The sequence below is a fragment of the Bacillus sp. SYZHCR11 genome (assembly GCF_057196865.1).
On the sequence record NZ_JBXUND010000001.1, the window covers coordinates 225,747 to 241,663 of the forward strand.

Annotated in this window: 21 protein-coding genes; 12 read left to right on the plus strand and 9 right to left on the minus strand. The window is 44.6% G+C overall.

Translation table 11 applies throughout. The annotated features are described in order from the left end of the window. Positions 1-56: 56 nt before the first annotated feature. Positions 57-737 (plus strand): hypothetical protein, encoded by a 681-nt coding sequence (locus AC2CGA_RS01215; RefSeq protein WP_003153690.1) that lies wholly within the window; start codon positions 57-59, stop codon positions 735-737. Here the strand turns inward: AC2CGA_RS01215 and AC2CGA_RS01220 are convergent. Continuing rightward, on the minus strand, positions 734-877 hold the full coding sequence (locus tag AC2CGA_RS01220; RefSeq protein WP_012117771.1) for a hypothetical protein: 144 nt from the start codon (positions 875-877) through the stop codon (positions 734-736). The two genes, AC2CGA_RS01215 and AC2CGA_RS01220, sit on opposite strands and share 4 nt — an antisense overlap. Before the next feature lie 118 nt (positions 878-995). Here AC2CGA_RS01220 and AC2CGA_RS01225 point away from each other — a divergent pair, with 118 nt between their 5' ends. The 3 genes from AC2CGA_RS01225 to AC2CGA_RS01235 all read left to right on the plus strand — a co-directional run bounded on the left by AC2CGA_RS01225 (position 996) and on the right by AC2CGA_RS01235 (position 2,234). Then, positions 996-1,169: a YozD family protein gene (locus AC2CGA_RS01225; RefSeq protein ID WP_003153696.1), complete on the plus strand. Its 174-nt coding sequence runs from the start codon at positions 996-998 to the stop codon at positions 1,167-1,169. Between the two features lie 73 nt (positions 1,170-1,242). After that, positions 1,243-1,854 (plus strand): phosphatase PAP2 family protein, encoded by a 612-nt coding sequence (locus AC2CGA_RS01230; RefSeq protein ID WP_139885603.1) that lies wholly within the window; start codon positions 1,243-1,245, stop codon positions 1,852-1,854. Between the two features lie 59 nt (positions 1,855-1,913). Beyond that, complete coding sequence (locus tag AC2CGA_RS01235; protein WP_003153700.1) at positions 1,914-2,234, plus strand: YodL domain-containing protein; 321 nt, start codon at positions 1,914-1,916, stop codon at positions 2,232-2,234. 54 nt (positions 2,235-2,288) lie between these two features. Here AC2CGA_RS01235 and AC2CGA_RS01240 read toward each other — a convergent pair whose 3' ends face one another. Beyond that, positions 2,289-2,414, minus strand: coding sequence for a hypothetical protein (locus AC2CGA_RS01240; protein WP_003153701.1), 126 nt, complete (start codon positions 2,412-2,414; stop codon positions 2,289-2,291). 137 nt (positions 2,415-2,551) lie between these two features. On the opposite strand from AC2CGA_RS01240, the gene deoD reads away from it, so the two are divergent. Together deoD and AC2CGA_RS01250 are read left to right on the plus strand one after the other, a co-directional pair. Then, positions 2,552-3,250 carry a purine-nucleoside phosphorylase gene (gene deoD / locus AC2CGA_RS01245; protein WP_003153702.1) on the plus strand — a complete coding sequence of 233 codons (699 nt, stop codon included), beginning with the start codon at positions 2,552-2,554 and terminating at the stop codon, positions 3,248-3,250. Positions 3,251-3,333: 83 nt separating this feature from the next. Further along, on the plus strand, positions 3,334-4,152 hold the full coding sequence (locus AC2CGA_RS01250) for a M15 family metallopeptidase (protein ID WP_003153703.1): 819 nt from the start codon (positions 3,334-3,336) through the stop codon (positions 4,150-4,152). Positions 4,153-4,195: 43 nt separating this feature from the next. Here the strand turns inward: AC2CGA_RS01250 and AC2CGA_RS01255 are convergent, their stop codons facing one another. Then, positions 4,196-4,450 carry a hypothetical protein gene (locus AC2CGA_RS01255; protein WP_003153704.1) on the minus strand — a complete coding sequence of 85 codons (255 nt, stop codon included), beginning with the start codon at positions 4,448-4,450 and terminating at the stop codon, positions 4,196-4,198. 92 nt (positions 4,451-4,542) lie between these two features. Further along, the gene (locus AC2CGA_RS01260; protein WP_003153705.1) at positions 4,543-5,244 is read right to left on the minus strand and encodes a class I SAM-dependent methyltransferase; all 702 of its coding nucleotides are present in this window, start codon (positions 5,242-5,244) and stop codon (positions 4,543-4,545) included. 146 nt (positions 5,245-5,390) lie between these two features. On the opposite strand from AC2CGA_RS01260, the gene ctpA reads away from it, so the two are divergent. Next, positions 5,391-6,794 carry a carboxy-terminal processing protease CtpA gene (gene ctpA / locus AC2CGA_RS01265; RefSeq protein ID WP_003153706.1) on the plus strand — a complete coding sequence of 468 codons (1,404 nt, stop codon included), beginning with the start codon at positions 5,391-5,393 and terminating at the stop codon, positions 6,792-6,794. Positions 6,795-6,854: 60 nt separating this feature from the next. Here ctpA and AC2CGA_RS01270 read toward each other — a convergent pair whose 3' ends face one another. Next, the gene (locus AC2CGA_RS01270) at positions 6,855-7,580 is read right to left on the minus strand and encodes a GntR family transcriptional regulator (protein ID WP_003153707.1); all 726 of its coding nucleotides are present in this window, start codon (positions 7,578-7,580) and stop codon (positions 6,855-6,857) included. A gap of 248 nt (positions 7,581-7,828) precedes the next feature. Between AC2CGA_RS01270 and bglA the strand changes: the two genes are divergently transcribed. Then, complete coding sequence (bglA, locus tag AC2CGA_RS01275) at positions 7,829-9,271, plus strand: 6-phospho-beta-glucosidase BglA (protein WP_003153708.1); 1,443 nt, start codon at positions 7,829-7,831, stop codon at positions 9,269-9,271. A 147-nt stretch (positions 9,272-9,418) separates the two neighbouring features. After that, positions 9,419-10,897 (plus strand): glycoside hydrolase family 30 protein, encoded by a 1,479-nt coding sequence (locus AC2CGA_RS01280; protein ID WP_058906119.1) that lies wholly within the window; start codon positions 9,419-9,421, stop codon positions 10,895-10,897. Between the two features lie 34 nt (positions 10,898-10,931). Here the strand turns inward: AC2CGA_RS01280 and AC2CGA_RS01285 are convergent, their stop codons facing one another. Both AC2CGA_RS01285 and AC2CGA_RS01290 read right to left on the minus strand, forming a co-directional pair. Next, the gene (locus AC2CGA_RS01285; RefSeq protein WP_015388101.1) at positions 10,932-12,422 is read right to left on the minus strand and encodes a sodium:solute symporter family protein; all 1,491 of its coding nucleotides are present in this window, start codon (positions 12,420-12,422) and stop codon (positions 10,932-10,934) included. Beyond that, positions 12,422-12,622, minus strand: coding sequence for a DUF3311 domain-containing protein (locus AC2CGA_RS01290; RefSeq protein ID WP_003153716.1), 201 nt, complete (start codon positions 12,620-12,622; stop codon positions 12,422-12,424). The genes AC2CGA_RS01285 and AC2CGA_RS01290 overlap by 1 nt, the downstream gene beginning before the upstream one ends. A 185-nt stretch (positions 12,623-12,807) precedes the next feature. Here AC2CGA_RS01290 and AC2CGA_RS01295 point away from each other — a divergent pair, with 185 nt between their 5' ends. Both AC2CGA_RS01295 and AC2CGA_RS01300 read left to right on the plus strand, forming a co-directional pair. After that, complete coding sequence (locus tag AC2CGA_RS01295) at positions 12,808-13,731, plus strand: ring-cleaving dioxygenase (RefSeq protein ID WP_139885605.1); 924 nt, start codon at positions 12,808-12,810, stop codon at positions 13,729-13,731. Between the two features lie 2 nt (positions 13,732-13,733). After that, a complete protein-coding gene (locus AC2CGA_RS01300) occupies positions 13,734-14,336 on the plus strand; it encodes an alpha/beta hydrolase (protein ID WP_032868766.1) in 603 nt (200 codons plus the stop codon). A gap of 43 nt (positions 14,337-14,379) precedes the next feature. On the opposite strand, the gene AC2CGA_RS01305 is transcribed toward AC2CGA_RS01300, so the two are convergent. Continuing rightward, positions 14,380-14,988: a nitroreductase family protein gene (locus tag AC2CGA_RS01305; protein WP_003153727.1), complete on the minus strand. Its 609-nt coding sequence runs from the start codon at positions 14,986-14,988 to the stop codon at positions 14,380-14,382. Between the two features lie 129 nt (positions 14,989-15,117). Here AC2CGA_RS01305 and yodB point away from each other — a divergent pair, with 129 nt between their 5' ends. Beyond that, positions 15,118-15,459 carry a transcriptional regulator YodB gene (gene yodB / locus AC2CGA_RS01310; protein WP_003153729.1) on the plus strand — a complete coding sequence of 114 codons (342 nt, stop codon included), beginning with the start codon at positions 15,118-15,120 and terminating at the stop codon, positions 15,457-15,459. 39 nt (positions 15,460-15,498) lie between these two features. On the opposite strand, the gene AC2CGA_RS01315 is transcribed toward yodB, so the two are convergent. After that, a complete protein-coding gene (locus tag AC2CGA_RS01315) occupies positions 15,499-15,867 on the minus strand; it encodes a hypothetical protein (protein ID WP_014305208.1) in 369 nt (122 codons plus the stop codon). Between the last annotated feature and the right edge of the window lie 50 nt (positions 15,868-15,917).

The following is a 15,917-nucleotide window of genomic DNA, read 5'->3' on the forward strand; positions in this document are numbered from 1 at the left end:
ATTATGGCGGCCGGCATACGATAGCGTATGACAGTCCGCGGCAAGGGGGAGACAGCATGAAGCCAGATAAACCGAAATTTCAAGTGGGAGACATCGTGGTCGTCGTGATGTACGGAACCGTCGGCACCATTACGAAGGTTCATCAAATTGATAAACATTATCTTTATGAAGTCAATCATAATGAAGTGCTTTATTTTGAATCGTCCATCCAGCTTTATAAAGATTATGAGGGCGTGATCGTCGATATGGAAAAATTAGATATTGAATATGAATTTCTGATCGGCGACGTCGTATATGTAAAGGACTACGGAAAGGAATTATTCCGAGTTATCGGTCACAGAACTGAAATATGGAGATATTTAGAGGATGGCTGGGAGGATATTATTTATGAGCTGACTCGGCTGAAAGACGGAGAGTGGCTTGAAACGGAGGAAGAGGATCTCACGCTGGTTCTGAGAAAATATGAAATGGATCAGTTTGTGCATCAGCTGCTGTTTGTCCACTATGTTGGGGAAGCATCTCATGAGATCGGCGAGGATACCGTCGCGTCTGCTCTTCTTCAGTTTGAAGGCGATGCTGATGATCCCGATGCCCTGCATGTGCTGGCGGTATCGATTGTAGATGAGCTGCTTGATATTTATAACGATTATAAGATTCTTTATCATTTGTTCGGTGACGAAGAATATAAAGATATGATGAATTTTGTGCTGGAAAGCCTGCGGGAGCATTTCAGCTAGCCGGCAAAAAAACGGACGGTGACATATAAAAACCAGGGCAGACAGCCGGCAAAGATGACAAACGACATTCCTTTCAGCACTTTTTCCAATACGATATCAAATCCATCTCCGTCCAATAAAGCCATCATTTTCGTCATTATCTTTTCTCCCTCCGGGGCTTGTTTTTTTAAAAGTATATGAGCGGACAAAACGTTTAGAACTTTCGGGTATAATTTGAACGGTTTTTTCATAAAACATAAAAAAGGAGGCGGTGTTTGCATGAAAGAAATAGATCTTGTGATTGACACAGAAGAAATAGCTGATTATTTTTACAGTCAGCTTGCTATGCGCGGGTACATACCGAGTGAAGAGGAAATCTTCGAAATAGCCGACATCACCTTTGATTATTTATTAGAAAAATGTATGATAGACGAAGAGCTTGATGAAGACTGAAACTGCGGAACCGAAGTGAAAAAGCTTCGGTTTTTTCAATCAGCTCGGGAGAATGAAACATGGGGGGAAAACGTTGTACAAGCCAGCAAGTCTTTTCACATTGTTTATTCTGCTCGCAGCAGCGATCCGGATAGAAGCCGTCCGGGCTTTTGATGAGCGTGTGATAGAAGCGGCTGTCAGGATCAGGTCTGTCTGGCTGAATGAATTGATGTTATGGATAACGGAGCTCGGCACGACCGCGGTGCTTTTGCCGCTTCTTCTTTTGACAGGCGCAGCTCTGTATATGTACAAAAAAACGCCGGATGTTGTTTTTTTGCCGCTTCTCTTTCTCATTGAACGGATTGTAAACATAAAAATAAAAGAATTGATTGAAAGAGCCAGACCCGCTTTTGAACCGCTCGTCCATGAAACCTCATACAGTTTTCCGAGCGGCCACTCCATGAATTCGGCAGTGATGTATCCCGTCATCGCTTACTTTTTGATCAAGCATGTTCCGTTTTTCACGAAAAGAAAGAGGGCCCTCACCGTCTTTACCGGAGTTCTCGTCATTCTGATCGGATTCAGCAGAATTTATTTGGGCGCGCATTTTCCGACGGATGTCCTTGCCGGATTCAGTCTCGGACTTTGCCTCGTTTCGCTTTATGCGCTCTTTGACGAAAAGTATCATCCGTTTCGACAAAAATAGAGACAGGAAAAATGAGAAAAAACGCTAATACTATTAAGAAATAAGAGGGAGGGATCTTGATGCTGTTATCGCTGCCCGTGTTTAAAAAAAAGACTTGTGCCTATGATGTGACGATTTTTCAAACACCCCGCTACGGCGAGAAAAAGGGATACAGGGTCGTCTATCGGACAGAGCTGGCCGCTGACAATCATCAAGACGCACTGGAAAGGGCATTTTCTGTTTTTAATGTGCCTGATACGGTCCCAAACGACTATCAAGCCAGATTCATAGCGACCGGAGACGTCATACTCATAGACGAAGGAAGAAAAGGAAAGACCTATTACAGGCTTAACCCTGCGGGATGGAGTAAAATTAACCGGCTGCTCGTCCAGCCGAGGTAAGACGGAGCCGGCTGAAGATTCAGCCGGCTTCCGTATTGTCTGGGAAAGACAGTGTTAAGGCTTCCGTTTAGCGGCGGAATGCTCTTTTCCATGTGCTTCATCAGCTGCAATGACGTCTGAAACGGGCACGTGATTGTTCTTTTTCTGGCCGGTCACCCGGTTGCGCTGTTTTTTGCCCATTATGTTCACTCCTTTTTCTTTAGGCTTGTCATCCTGCATATTCTGCCCAAGATTGCCCTGATCAATGCTGATGATTGTCTCTTACCGTTATTCAGTGTACAATGGGTGGGAGTTTGAATAGGCAGGAGGAAAAGGAAATGAGTGTACATATAAACGCAGAAAAAGGCCAAATTGCGGATACAGTGCTTTTGCCGGGAGATCCGCTCCGAGCGAAATTTATTGCGGAAACGTATCTTGAAAATGTGGAATGCTATAATGAAGTCAGAGGAATGTACGGTTTTACGGGTACATATAACGGCAAAAAAGTATCAGTTCAAGGCACCGGCATGGGTGTTCCGTCTATCTCTATTTATGTGAATGAACTGATTCAAAGCTATGATGTTCAAAACTTAATCAGAGTCGGCTCATGCGGAGCCATCCGTAATGACGTGAAGGTGCGTGACGTGATTTTGGCTATGACGTCTTCAACGGATTCACAGATGAACCGTGTCGCCTTCGGCAGTGTAGATTATGCTCCTTGCGCAGACTTCGAACTGCTTCATAAAGCGTACCAGGAAGCGCAAAAAAACAATCTTCCCGTAGCGGTCGGAAGCGTATTCACCGCCGATCAGTTTTACAATGAAGACTCCCAAATCGAAAAGCTTGCCAGATACGGCGTCCTCGGTGTAGAGATGGAAACGACTGCTTTATATACGCTTGCCGCTAAATACGGCAAAAAAGCGCTGTCTATCCTGACTGTAAGCGACCACGTATTAACGGGAGAAGAAACAACGGCAGAAGAGCGTCAAACGACTTTTCATGATATGATTAAACTGGCGCTGCATACTGTATCGTAAACTTGAGATGAGGGTTATGCTGATTAAAGCAGCCCTCTTCTTTATGCATCGCCCTGATTCAAAAAAAGAAAGGTAAGGGTAAAATGAAGAAATCCACTAAATGGTTCTCGCTCGCTGCCGCTCTCAGCGTAACCGCAATCGTGGGCACCGGCTGCAGCATTTCAGGCGGCGACAGCCATAAGGACACAAAAACAGCAGCTGAAACAAAACAATCAGATGACACATCAAGCAAAAAAACAACGAAGACAGAAAACAGTGATTTTGTATTAGAGAGCAAATATTTTAATGATATTAAAGAAGTGAACGGGCTTGAGACCATTCAAAACCCGACAAATACACTTGCGCTCGTAAATAAGACATATACGCTGCCGGGAGATTATAAACCGAATGATCTCGTAATCCCGAAAGTCGAATTTTCTTTTACTGAGAAAATCGAGAAACGATATATCCGCAAACCGGCCGCCGATGCTTTGGCGGAACTATTCAGCGCCGGGAAAAAAGAAGGTTATGACCTGGTTGCCGTTTCAGGATACCGTTCTTATGACAGACAGAAAGTTATTTTCGATAATGAAGTCAGTCTGAAAGGTGAAAAAAAGGCGAAAGAAGCCGTCGCATATCCGGGGCAAAGCGAACACCAGACGGGGCTTGCCATGGACATTTCAAGCAAAAGCAACGGATATGAGCTGAATGAGGCGTTCGGAAACACGGCGGACGGCAAATGGGTGAAAGACCATGCGTATGAATACGGCTTTATCATCCGCTATCCTAAAGGCAAAGAAAATGTTACAAAGTATGAGTATGAACCATGGCATTTACGCTATGTAGGCAAAAAAGCGGCAAAAGCCATCCATGACCATCAATTAACGCTTGAAGAATATTTTAATGAAGTAAAGAAAGTGTAATGAGAAGAAGCCCGCTTGAAAAATAGAAAGCGGGCTTTCTTTATTACCAGAAGAGCAGACCTCCAAGCGCAAATCCGGTAATGAAACCAAGGCCGATACCGTAGGCTGCTCCCCAGCCTCCCCAGCCTCCTCCCCAATAACCGAATCCGTACCCTCTGTGACGGCCGCCGACAGGGGTGATATACACTTTGCTGTTAGTCACCCGTACGATTCTTCCGACGTGGACTCTGCCGTTTCGTTCTGTAATTCTTGCTACTTTTCCTTGGTGCTGCCGGCAAAGATGATAATAGTTTTGCATCTTTTCTCCTCCTATCCAACCTATCTTTCTATGTCAGCTTATGATAGAGTGCGGTAAAAAGGTTGGACGAAAACAGGAGGACAATTGCCGTTTTACTTGTAAGCGACAAAAGCGCAGTGTCCCATATATTCACGGTACGTCTGCATAAGCTCGTAATGAGCCGTCAGCGTATCGTAGTGAACCGGCTGAATAACGGGCGATAAATCCATTTCTGTAGTCGGCTCCTGCGCATTGTTTTCATAGACAGCGGGAATGAAATCCGCTTTCTGAAAGCCTTGCTGAAGCAATCTCTGTTTCCATGCGGTTTCATCCTGCAATACGGTAAAACCGTAGAAGTCTTTTATCTGCGTGATGGCGTTTTCCGGCATGGGCTTTTGTAAAGCAGCTTCAATGCCGATCAGCATGCCCCCGGGTTTAAGGACCCGCAGGATTTCAGACAGCGATGAATCAAGATTTGAAAAGGTGAGAACTGATTCGGAAAGAACGGCGGAAAATTGTTTTTCAGCAAACGGCAGCCGCTCAAGCTCCGCTAAATAGCCCGGAATGGTTAAGCCTTCAGCGGCAAATCGTTTTGCTGCTTTTTCAAGCATAAGAGGATCCTTATCCACACAGGTGACGGGATACAGCAGGTGGCCGAGATAAGCGGCCGTCTGTCCCGTTCCGCAGCCGGCGTCAAGAATCGGTTCGCCAGGAGGAGGAGCCGCTTTTGCGAGAACGGCTTTGGAAAAAGCGAGCCCGCCCGGGTGAGCCCCTCCGACTCCGAATAAGGACAGCATTTCTAAATATTTGCTCAAAGGCCGAATCCTCCTTTTTTCCTCAGCATATGTTAAGAGAAAAGCATAGGTTTGGGTAAACGGGAAAGAAGGGCGCCTCACGTTTGAAGTTGACGAATGAGCGTTCGTCTATGATAATAATGTAAGAATAAAAAGGTGGTGTTTTCTTGAAGCGGCAATTTAAACTGTTTTTTATTATATTGATCACTGCGGTCGCAGCCTCGGCGCTTACGCTGTTTATCACGGGCAATACGACCATTTTCGGACAAGGCTCGGCTGCTTTGACGAACAGCAAATTTGAGAAATTCAATAAAGCCTATGAGCAGATTAAAAGTGATTACTATCAAAAAACAGATGACAGCAAATTAGTAGACGGAGCGATAAAAGGCATGATCAGTTCTCTGGATGATCCGTATTCTTCTTATATGGATCCTCAGGAAGGAAAGTCGTTTGAAGAAACAATTTCCGCTTCGTTTGAAGGCATCGGCGCACAAGTGGAAGAAAAGGACGGCAGCATCCTGATCGTATCGCCGATTAAAGGGTCACCCGCGGAAAAAGCGGGGGTTAAACCGAATGACCAGATCTTGAAGGTCAACGGCAAAAGCGTTAAAGGCCTTAATGTAAACGAAGCCGTCGCATTAATCCGCGGCAAAAAGGGAACAAACGTCAAGCTTGTGCTGCACAGAGCGGGTGTCGGCGATCTGAACCTGTCGATCAAACGTGACACCATCCCGGTTGAAACGGTGTACTCTGAAATGAAAAAAGGAGACATCGGCGAAATCCAAATCACATCCTTCTCCGAATCGACGGCAAAAGAGCTGAATTCAGCCATTGACAGCCTCGAAAAACAAGGAGCGAAAGGATACATTCTCGATTTAAGGGGCAACCCGGGCGGCCTGATGGATGAAGCCATCAAAATGAGCAACATGTTTATCGATAAAGGGAAAAATATCATGCAGGTCGAATACAAAGACGGCACGAAAGAAGTCATGAAAGCGACGAAAGAGCGCAAAGTGACAAAACCGACAGTCGTCCTCGTCAATGACGGCACCGCGAGCGCCGCGGAAATCATGTCGGCTGCGCTGCATGAATCATCCGGAATTCCGCTGATCGGCGAGAAAACGTTCGGAAAAGGAACCGTGCAGACGGCAAAAGATTACAGCGACGGTTCTACCGTTAAACTGACAATCGCAAAATGGCTGACAGCGGACGGAGAGTGGATTCATAAAAAAGGCATCAAACCGCAATATCAGGTTAAGCTTCCTGAATATGCGAACCTGCCGTATTTAGATGCGAAAAAAACATACAAATACGGGGATTCCGGAACGACCGTCACCAATGCGCAAAAAATGCTGAAAGCGCTGGGGTACAGCGTGAATGTAAACGGCACGTATAATAAAGCATTTGAACAAGCAGTCAAACAATTCCAAGCAAAAGAGAAGCTGAAACAAACAGGTATTTTAACGGGAGACACAACGGCAAAACTGATGACGGATCTGCAAAAACAGCTTGCGGACAACGATACACAAATGAAACAAGCCGTTGAAACATTAAATAAGAATATGAAATAGTAAAAAACACCCGATGCGTCGCTCGCGCATGGGGTGTTTTTTATTTGCGAAAAGCCCGTCTTATGTCGTTTCCTGTTCAAAAAGGTGGCTGTTCGCCTGAATGAAAAACTGTGATTGCTCATAGTGATAGGTGACTTTTGAGAAATCAAACGGCTGGCCGTTGGTTAAATGAAAAATCGTTTCAACGCAAAGCTTAGGCGCTCCTGTAAACAGACCTAAGTACTCCGCTTCTTCCTCATTTAACATCCCCGCGTACAGATATAAATCTGAAAAACCGCGCTTTAACCCGAGACCGTCTCTAATATAATCAAATATTGATTCTGCCACGATCTCTTTATTCAAATACGTAATAATGGATTTGTTGTAAAATGACTCTTCGATACACAATGTCAGCCCGTCAATATATCGGATTCGCTTGACATAATACACGTCGCCGTCAGGCGGCATATTCAGATTTTGGGCAGCCTCAGGCGTGGGTTTTCTCACTTCCAGCGCTAATAATTTGGAAGTGACATTAAAATCTTCAAGTGATTCTTTAAATCCCTGATTAGAAAGCAGACTGATATACCCTTTTCTTTTATTCCGTCTGACAAAAATGCCGCTTCCCCTCACTTGAAACACAATCCCCTTTTTTTCTAATAAATCTAAGGACTTGGTAATCGTGCTTTTGCTCACGTTAAACCGGGTCATTAAGGTTTGCAGCACAGGCAGTTTATCCCCTTGCTGCAGCTGATGTTCTTCTATGTATTTTTCAATATCTATCGCGATTTGCTGGTATTTTAACATATCCATTCCTCATTCATTTATTGTCCCGCTTCTTTCAGAATTATAGCATAATCGTTTTTAAAAGCCATTTCGTAAATTAACTATAATTGTTTATGTATTGATAAATTATACCGGTACAATTATAATGTAAACGTATAATATGAAAATGAAGGCAGGAATTCTTCTACACCTGCGAAGCGGTGCTTGAAGCTGCTGCAGTGCATTTATTCGGTATGCAAGCGGCAGTCAAATAAAGGAGGATATAAACGATGGGGACATTGCCAAAAGATTTTTTATGGGGAGGCGCTCTGGCCGCCCACCAATTTGAAGGGGGATGGAATAAAGGCGGCAAGGGGCCGAGTGTAGTGGACGTCATGACGGCAGGCGCGCATGGTGTGCCCCGGAAAATAACAGATACAATTGAAGAGCGGGAATTTTATCCGAATCATGAAGCGATCGATTTTTATCATCGTTATAAAGAGGACATCGCATTATTCAGCGAGCTGGGCCTGAAATGTTTAAGAACGTCCATCGGCTGGAGCAGAATTTTTCCTAAAGGTGATGAAGCGGAGCCCAATGAGGAAGGATTGGCTTTTTACGACCGGGTGTTTGATGAATTGCTGAAACATGGGATTGAACCGGTAATTACCTTGTCACATTTTGAGATGCCGCTGCATTTGGCGAGGGAATACGGCGGTTTCAGAAACAGAAAAACAGTCGGATTTTTTGTGAAATTCGCTGAAGTGTGTTTTGAACGCTATAAACATAAGGTGAAGTATTGGATGACGTTTAACGAAATCAATAATAAGATGGATGTGAATAATCCGATCTTTTTATGGACGAACTCGGGCGTCGCCGTTAAAGAAAACGAAAACGCAAAAGAAGTCATGTATCAGGCCGGCCATCACGAACTGCTGGCAAGCGCATTGGCTGTTTCGAAGGGAAGAGAAATCAATCCCGAGTTCAGGATCGGCGCGATGGTATCACATGTCCCGATTTACCCGTACTCATCTCACCCCGATGATGTGATGCTGGCTGAAGAAACGATGAGACAGCGCTTTTTCTTCCCGGACGTCCAGGTTCGCGGATATTATCCAAGCTATGCGTTAAAAGAATTTGAAAGAGAAGGCTATCAGATACACTTTGAAGACGGTGATGAAGAGATTTTGAAAAATGGCCGAGTGGACTACCTCGGATTCAGCTATTACATGTCCACTACCGTAAAAAGTGACGTGATAAACGATAATACCGGGGATGTCGTAAACGGAGGATTGCCAAACGGCGTGGAAAATCCTTATATTACAGCGAGTGATTGGGGCTGGGCGATTGACCCGACCGGTTTACGGTACACATTAAACCGCTTATACGACCGCTACCAGATTCCATTATTTATCGTGGAAAACGGATTCGGCGCCATTGACACATTAGAAGAGGACGGTTCAATTCATGACGCTTCAAGAATTGAATATTTATCGTCACATATAAAAGCTTTGGAAAAAGCAGTCACATATGATGGCGTGGATGTAATGGGCTATACACCATGGGGAATTATTGATATTGTGTCATTTACAACCGGAGAAATGAAAAAACGCTACGGCATGATTTATGTTGATCGGGATAATGAAGGCAACGGTTCAATGAAGCGGCTTAAGAAAGACTCATTTGAATGGTATAAAAAAGTGATTGAAACAAACGGCGCATATGTATCCTAAAGGTGTAAAAAGGGAAGGCTTCACCGTTGTGTGAAGCCGGCTTTTTATCAGTAATTATGAAAGCGCATTCATTAAAACGGGAAGGAGGTGACTGTCCGGCTTTTCATTTAGAATCGCTTATAAAAATAAGGAAAGGGATGGTGGTTCATGTTTTTTAAAAAAAGTCTGCACATGACCCTGGTTTTTCTTATGTTTTTCTTTTTCATATCAAGCAGCACGGAAGCCGAAGTGTATGCGGCTGATCGGAAGGCTTCAGACAAAAACAAAGTAAGGGTGTGGTTCAGTTCTGAAAAAGATCCGGCTTCCCGTACGTGGTATGACGGGCCGCTGGAAGTGAAATACGCCTTAGACGAACAAACACCGCTTACATGGACAAAAAAGAAGGCTTCTGACTCCGCCGCCGTGTATATTGATCCGTCGCGCCGCTATCAAAGTGTGTTGGGCGTAGGATCGTCCCTGGAAGAATCCACAATCCATAATTTATCAAAAATGACACCCGCAAAAAGAAAAGAAGTGCTGAAAAAACTGGTTGATCCCAAAGATGGTATCGGCATGGACGTTATGCGCATAACGATCGGGACATCTGATTTTACGGCACAGGAATTTTATACGTATGACGATATGCCTGAAGGCCAAACAGATCCTAAGCTCCGTCATTTCTCGATCCAAAAGGATATTGATTTACACATTACAGCAACCATCAAGGAAGCGCTGGCGATAAATCCGGAACTGAAAATCATTGCCTCACCGTGGAGCCCGCCGGCTTGGATGAAAACGAATGAAAACCTCAAGCGGGGAAAGCTGAAAGATAAATATATCGGCGCACTGGCCGTTTACTTCCGCAAATTTATTGAGGCGTACGAAAAGCAGGGAATTCCGATTTATGCGATGACCCTTCAAAATGAACCTTTGCTGGAAATCGACTATCCGAGCATGTACATGCCGCCGTCTCAGCAGCGCAAACTGGCGATAGCCGTGAAAAAAGAATTGAAAAAACACATAATTGACACGAAAATTTGGATTTATGATCACAATGCGAGCGGGGCGTGGAACTATATTCCGCCGATTTTAGATGATAAAAAAGGAAACCGGGCGGCAGACGGCATCGCTTTTCACGATTATGACGGTGACCTTTCCGTCATGTCGGAAATCGGAAAGAGATATCCTGATCAATCTATTCACTTAACGGAGCGGTCTGTCTGGGGGACGGCAGGGGCGGATCGGATCGCACAGTATTTCCGCAACGGCGCGTCGAGCTACAATGCGTGGGTGACGATGCTCGACAGTCAAATCAAGACGCATCATTGGATAGGCACCCCGGACCCGACGCTGTTTATTCAGGATGCTAAAAACCCTGACCGCTATTGGAATATCCCGATCTTTCATATGACAGGCAACTTTTCAAAATTTATCGAGCGCGGAGCCAAACGGATAGAAAGTAATTACGGCTCCAAAAACACAGTCTCGAATGTATCGTTCCTTAATCCTGATCAATCCATTGTGACAGTCGTAATCAACCAGACATCTTCAGAACAAAAATTCCATGTCGTTTCAGAAAATCGGCAGTTTGAAGCCGTCATCCCGGCTAAAACCGTCGCCACCTACAAATGGCAGCACAAAAAGTAAAAAACCGGCACATCGATGTGCCGGCTTTTTTCTGTTAAGCGCCTTTTTGGTTCAGTTTATCAGAGGGCGCTTTATTGAATAAACCGTCTTTGACGGCGTTTGAAGACGCTTTTTTTACAAAAAACGGGTTAAGGATAATAACGGCTGCCATGTTAGCGGTCAAACCCCAAAACCCTTCATATATACCGTGGGCGGATTGGGTGATATTTACCGTGAATGTCACGATAAGACCGACGAGAAGACCGGTAATTGTCGCTTCTTTCGTTTGATTCTTCCAAAACAGACTGACGGCGATAGCCGGAAAGATCTGAACCATGCCGGAAACACCGAGAAGCTGAAGGGTAACGAGCGCAGTCGGGAACAGCATACCGAATAAAAGCGCGAGCCCGATGACGACAAATACCATTGAACGGGTGATCATCGTCAGCTTGCTTGGTGACACATTCGGGTGAATCAAATCCCGATATAAGTTATTCGCAAATAAGTTTGATGCTCCGATGGCCATGATGGAGCAGGGAATCAATGACGCAAGGGCGATCGTGGAGTAAGCAAATCCCTGTGCGACTCCGCCGTAAGACGTTTGAATCAGCTTCAATAAAGCGAGCCGCGGATTGGTATCTTCCGGCAGGACAAGAAACGCGATAAAGCCGAGAAAAATAACAAGAATCAAAACAATATTATAAAGCGGCAGAAACATGCTGTTTTTGCGGACGGCATCTGCGCTTTTTGCCGTAAATACGCCGGTTGCCGCATGCGCCCACATAAAGAGCGCCAGCGCAGATACGATGGAAGCTGTGATAAACCAAGGAATTCCTTTCGGCCCCGAGTCCGGTATCGTCAGCATTTGCGGCGCTTTTTCAGCCAAAGTGTGAATCATCGGCGTCCAGCCGTGAAAATGGATCAGCGGGAGTGAGACGACCATAAACAGCATAATCACCCACACCAGAATGTCTTTAATAATCGCCGTAAACGTCGGCCCTTTAATTCCGCTGAAAAAAGTATACAGCGCTACAAGAATAAAAGAGATGATGACGACCATATTGACATTAATGACACCCGTTCCGGCCACCTGAAGCGTATCTTGAATCCCGCTCAGCTGGAGACAAATATAAGGAATGAGCATAAGAACGCCGACAATGGCGACAAGACTGGCCAAAAGTTTACTGTCAAAACGCTCACGGGCATAATCGGCAAGCGTCGTTAATTTGTGAATTTTTGCCACTTTCCACAACTTCGGCAGAAAGAAATAAGCGATAAAATACGCCAAAACAGAATACGGGATTGCAAAAAAAGCAACGCTTCCCCCTGTGTAGGCTGTGCTTGTTAAGCCTAAAAACGTATAAGCCGTATAGAGATCCGCGCCGACTAAAAACCAGACGAGGAGCCCCCCGAACCGTCTGCCGCCGACAGACCATTCCTCAACAGAAGTACGTGATGATTTGTCTCTTCCGGCTATAAAGCCGATACAGACAACGGTTAAAACGATGACGGCTGTAATGATCAATGCTGTTATATTTGCGGGCATCAGTCCAGTCCTCCTTGTTTCTTCTGCAGCCTATAAATAAGAAACGAACATAATGGAGTGACTGCGATCCATAAAAGCAGCCAGAAATGAAAAAAAGGCAGCCCGATAATGATCGGATGAACCCGATTAGCGACTGACAGCAGGGCCAGCTGGCTGAAAGGGATTAAGATGAGAACGAAAATTAGTGCTTTTCTGACCATTTACTTTCCTCCTGAAACTTGATAATGCTCCTTATCATAGCAGGTGTCAGATAAGATCACAAGATATTTTTCAGAAAAAAAAGAATTCTATTACTTTTTTAACTGAAACACTTTAGTTGCATCTTCATTCATATTAAATTAGAATAGTTAATATCTCGAAATCAAGATATTTAGGAGTGAATACATTGAATACACAAGGATTGCACCATGTTACCGCATTTGCAAAAGATCCTGCTGAAAATCTTCGGTTTTATACTGAAGTGCTGGGTTTGCGGCTCGTTAAAAAAACCGTTAATTTTGACGACCCGGCCACTTATCACTTTTATTTCGGCAACCAAAACGGAGAGCCGGGCACGATCATTACATTTTTTCCTTTTCAGGGAAGCCGCCCGGGAACCGTGGGAAAAGGGCAGGCCGGAAGAATTTATTTCTCCGTGCCGAAAGGAGCACTCACGTTTTGGAAGCGCCGGCTTGAAGAAAACGGCTTGTCTGTAAAAGAACAGATCATGCTGTCTGAACAAGTCCTTCTCTTTAATGATACAGAAGACCTGCCGCTTGCCATAATGGAAGATGAAAGAAGCGGACAGAGTGAATGGACTCCTTCGGGCATTACTGAAAAAGAAGCGATCACAGGCATGAGAGGTGTTCTTCTGTACTCATACCGTCCTGAAGCAACCATTCAATTTCTCATAGAACGCTTCGGTTATTCAAAGACAGGAGAAGAAAATCAAATTGTCAGGCTGCAATCGGAGGCACGGATCGGACATATTATAGATGTTGACCTTGCTCCGAAAGAAGCGGGTGCCGGCGGTTACGGGACAGTTCATCATGTCGCTTTCCGCACGAGCGAAAAAGAGCAGGCGGAGTGGAAGGATATTCTTGCTGATTCTCATCTTGCTTCATCTGACATTCTTGACAGGTCATACTTTACTTCAATCTATTTCAGAGAAAGCGGCGGCATTTTATTTGAAATGGCAACCGACGAACCGGGCTTTATGACGGATGAATCCTTTGAAAATCTCGGAACAGAGCTGAAGCTTCCGGAATGGCTGGAAGAGCATCGCAGTCAGATTACAGCTGTTCTGCCCAAAATGGAGAAAGGAGAATGATGATGAAACATATGTTTGAACAGGGAACGTCAGAAAATGTTCTGCTGCTTTTGCACGGAACGGGAGGGAATGAACATGATCTTCTGTCGCTCGGACGTTTTATCGATCCGAACGCAAGTCTGCTGGGGGTCAGAGGATCAGTGTCGGAAAACGGCATGCCCCGTTTTTTTAAGCGGCTGAAAGAAGGGGTATTTGACGAGAAAGATTTAATTGAACGGACGGAAGAATTAAAGAATTTTATTGATGAAGCGGCGCAAATGTACGGGTTCAGCAGAGAAAACGTGATTGCTGCCGGCTATTCAAACGGCGCCAATATTGCCGCAAGTCTTTTGTTTCATTATAAAGATGTTCTGAAAGGAGCGGTTCTGCATCATCCGATGGTGCCGATACGCGGAGTGAAGCTGCCTGATATGGAAGGGCTGCCTGTGTTTATCGGTGCGGGAAAACGCGATCCCCTATGTACAAAAGAAGAATCGGAGGAGCTTTATCAGTATCTGACAGATGCTCATGCATCCGTTGCTCTTGAATGGCAGGAGGGCGGTCATCAGCTCACACAGCAGGAAGCCGAGCAGGCACGAGCCTGGTACAGTGAGCGATTCCTATAAAAAACCCTTAGTCTGCTTAAGCGGACTAAGGGTTTCTTTCATCTTACAGCCAAGTTGACACTTTAGATACAGGCAGCCGGTTGCTTTTATGCGCCGGCTTAACGGCTTTACCGATTGAAATCAGCATGACGGGCACGAAACGCTCGCTCACGTCGAATTCTTTAACGAATTGCTCTTTATTGAATCCGCCGATCGCGCAAGTGTCGTAGCCTTTTGCTTTAGCGGCAAGCATCAGCTGCATCGCTGCTAAAGAAGCGTTTAAAAATGCTGAATCGCGGGCAAACTGATCATTTTGGTATGCACCGTTAATCTGGCCTAAAAGCGTTTGTTTAATCTCTTCTGTGATATTGCCTTGCTCAGCCAGTTCAGCATAAACGTCTTCACCATTTTCATTTGCTTTTAAGTCGCCTAATACGGCAATAACTGCTGATGAATCAATAATCTGTTTTTGATTAAAAGCAACCGGAAGCAGGGCAGCTTTTGCTTCATCACTGTGAAAAACTTGAAAATGCCAATGCTGAAGGTTCCAGGCGGAAGGTGCTTGCGTTGTGATTTCAAGGAGTTCTGTCAATTCCTCTTTTGTAATGACCGCGTCTTTATCGTATTCTTTAACAGATGCGCGTTCCTTTAAAACGTCTAATACGGATGTCATCATGTTTCCTCCTTCGGATAAACGTGTTATCATAATAGAAAAGTTAGAAGCTTACTAAATGTAACTTGAAAACTAATTTTAATGGATCACAAAAAACTTGTCAATTCATAGATGAAGGGATGAATTCACGTGGGATATACAATGTGTCCTAAAATGGAATCCGCTTTTTCTCTTTTGGGAAAACGCTGGAACGGCCTCATTATCCATGTACTGATGGACGGGCCGAAACGATTTAAAGATATGACCGAAACGATACCGACAATCAGTCAAAAAATGCTCGCGGAGCGGCTCAAAGAGCTGGAACAAAATGAAATCGTCGAGCGTCAGGTGCTGCCTGAAACACCTGTCAAAGTCATTTATAAACTGACTGATAAAGGCATGGCTCTGCAAGCCGTTTTTCAGGAAATGCAAAAATGGGCAGACAGTTTTTGCGAGCCCGGGGGATCTGCCAACGACACATGTGATGAATAATAAAGGCTGCCCAAGGCAGCCTTTTCTTAATGATAATGTTTAATCGTCATAAAAACCATTAATATCAAAATTGTTCAGATTGAGGTTCAAGCCTTTTAATTGCTTTAATAAAGCATCGAATGTAAGGAAATGATCATTTTTACATTCCGCCGGAACATCATCTGGAGAAAATAGTTCCATTCCTCCCTCAATCCACTGTTTCCGGTATAACTGAAATGCCGCTTCAATTAAATGATCAGGCGTTACAATAAACCCTAAGCTTACGTCATGGTCCTCACTGTAGCCGAATTCAAACCCGCAGCAAGGGCAGATATCAAATGTTTTTTGATATTCGCCGTTATAAACGGGACTTGTCTCTAATCCTTTAAATCCGCATATCAAACAAGGATACAACTCACTAACCAACATACATCCCTCTTTTATTCAGTTTGAAATCATCCAAAAAACAAGCAGGGAGG

Coding starts and splice junctions, on each gene's coding strand:
- AC2CGA_RS01215 (WP_003153690.1), top strand. CDS start 57: ATGAAGCCAGATAAACCGAAATTTCAAGTGGGAGACATCGTGGTCGTC.
- AC2CGA_RS01225 (WP_003153696.1), top strand. CDS start 996: ATGAAAGAAATAGATCTTGTGATTGACACAGAAGAAATAGCTGATTAT.
- AC2CGA_RS01235 (WP_003153700.1), top strand. CDS start 1,914: ATGCTGTTATCGCTGCCCGTGTTTAAAAAAAAGACTTGTGCCTATGAT.
- AC2CGA_RS01240 (WP_003153701.1), bottom strand. CDS start 2,414: ATGGGCAAAAAACAGCGCAACCGGGTGACCGGCCAGAAAAAGAACAAT.
- deoD (WP_003153702.1), top strand. CDS start 2,552: ATGAGTGTACATATAAACGCAGAAAAAGGCCAAATTGCGGATACAGTG.
- AC2CGA_RS01250 (WP_003153703.1), top strand. CDS start 3,334: ATGAAGAAATCCACTAAATGGTTCTCGCTCGCTGCCGCTCTCAGCGTA.
- AC2CGA_RS01255 (WP_003153704.1), bottom strand. CDS start 4,450: ATGCAAAACTATTATCATCTTTGCCGGCAGCACCAAGGAAAAGTAGCA.
- AC2CGA_RS01270 (WP_003153707.1), bottom strand. CDS start 7,580: ATGTTAAAATACCAGCAAATCGCGATAGATATTGAAAAATACATAGAA.
- bglA (WP_003153708.1), top strand. CDS start 7,829: ATGGGGACATTGCCAAAAGATTTTTTATGGGGAGGCGCTCTGGCCGCC.
- AC2CGA_RS01280 (WP_058906119.1), top strand. CDS start 9,419: ATGTTTTTTAAAAAAAGTCTGCACATGACCCTGGTTTTTCTTATGTTT.
- AC2CGA_RS01285 (WP_015388101.1), bottom strand. CDS start 12,422: ATGCCCGCAAATATAACAGCATTGATCATTACAGCCGTCATCGTTTTA.
- AC2CGA_RS01290 (WP_003153716.1), bottom strand. CDS start 12,622: ATGGTCAGAAAAGCACTAATTTTCGTTCTCATCTTAATCCCTTTCAGC.
- AC2CGA_RS01300 (WP_032868766.1), top strand. CDS start 13,734: ATGAAACATATGTTTGAACAGGGAACGTCAGAAAATGTTCTGCTGCTT.
- AC2CGA_RS01305 (WP_003153727.1), bottom strand. CDS start 14,988: ATGACATCCGTATTAGACGTTTTAAAGGAACGCGCATCTGTTAAAGAA.
- AC2CGA_RS01315 (WP_014305208.1), bottom strand. CDS start 15,867: ATGTTGGTTAGTGAGTTGTATCCTTGTTTGATATGCGGATTTAAAGGA.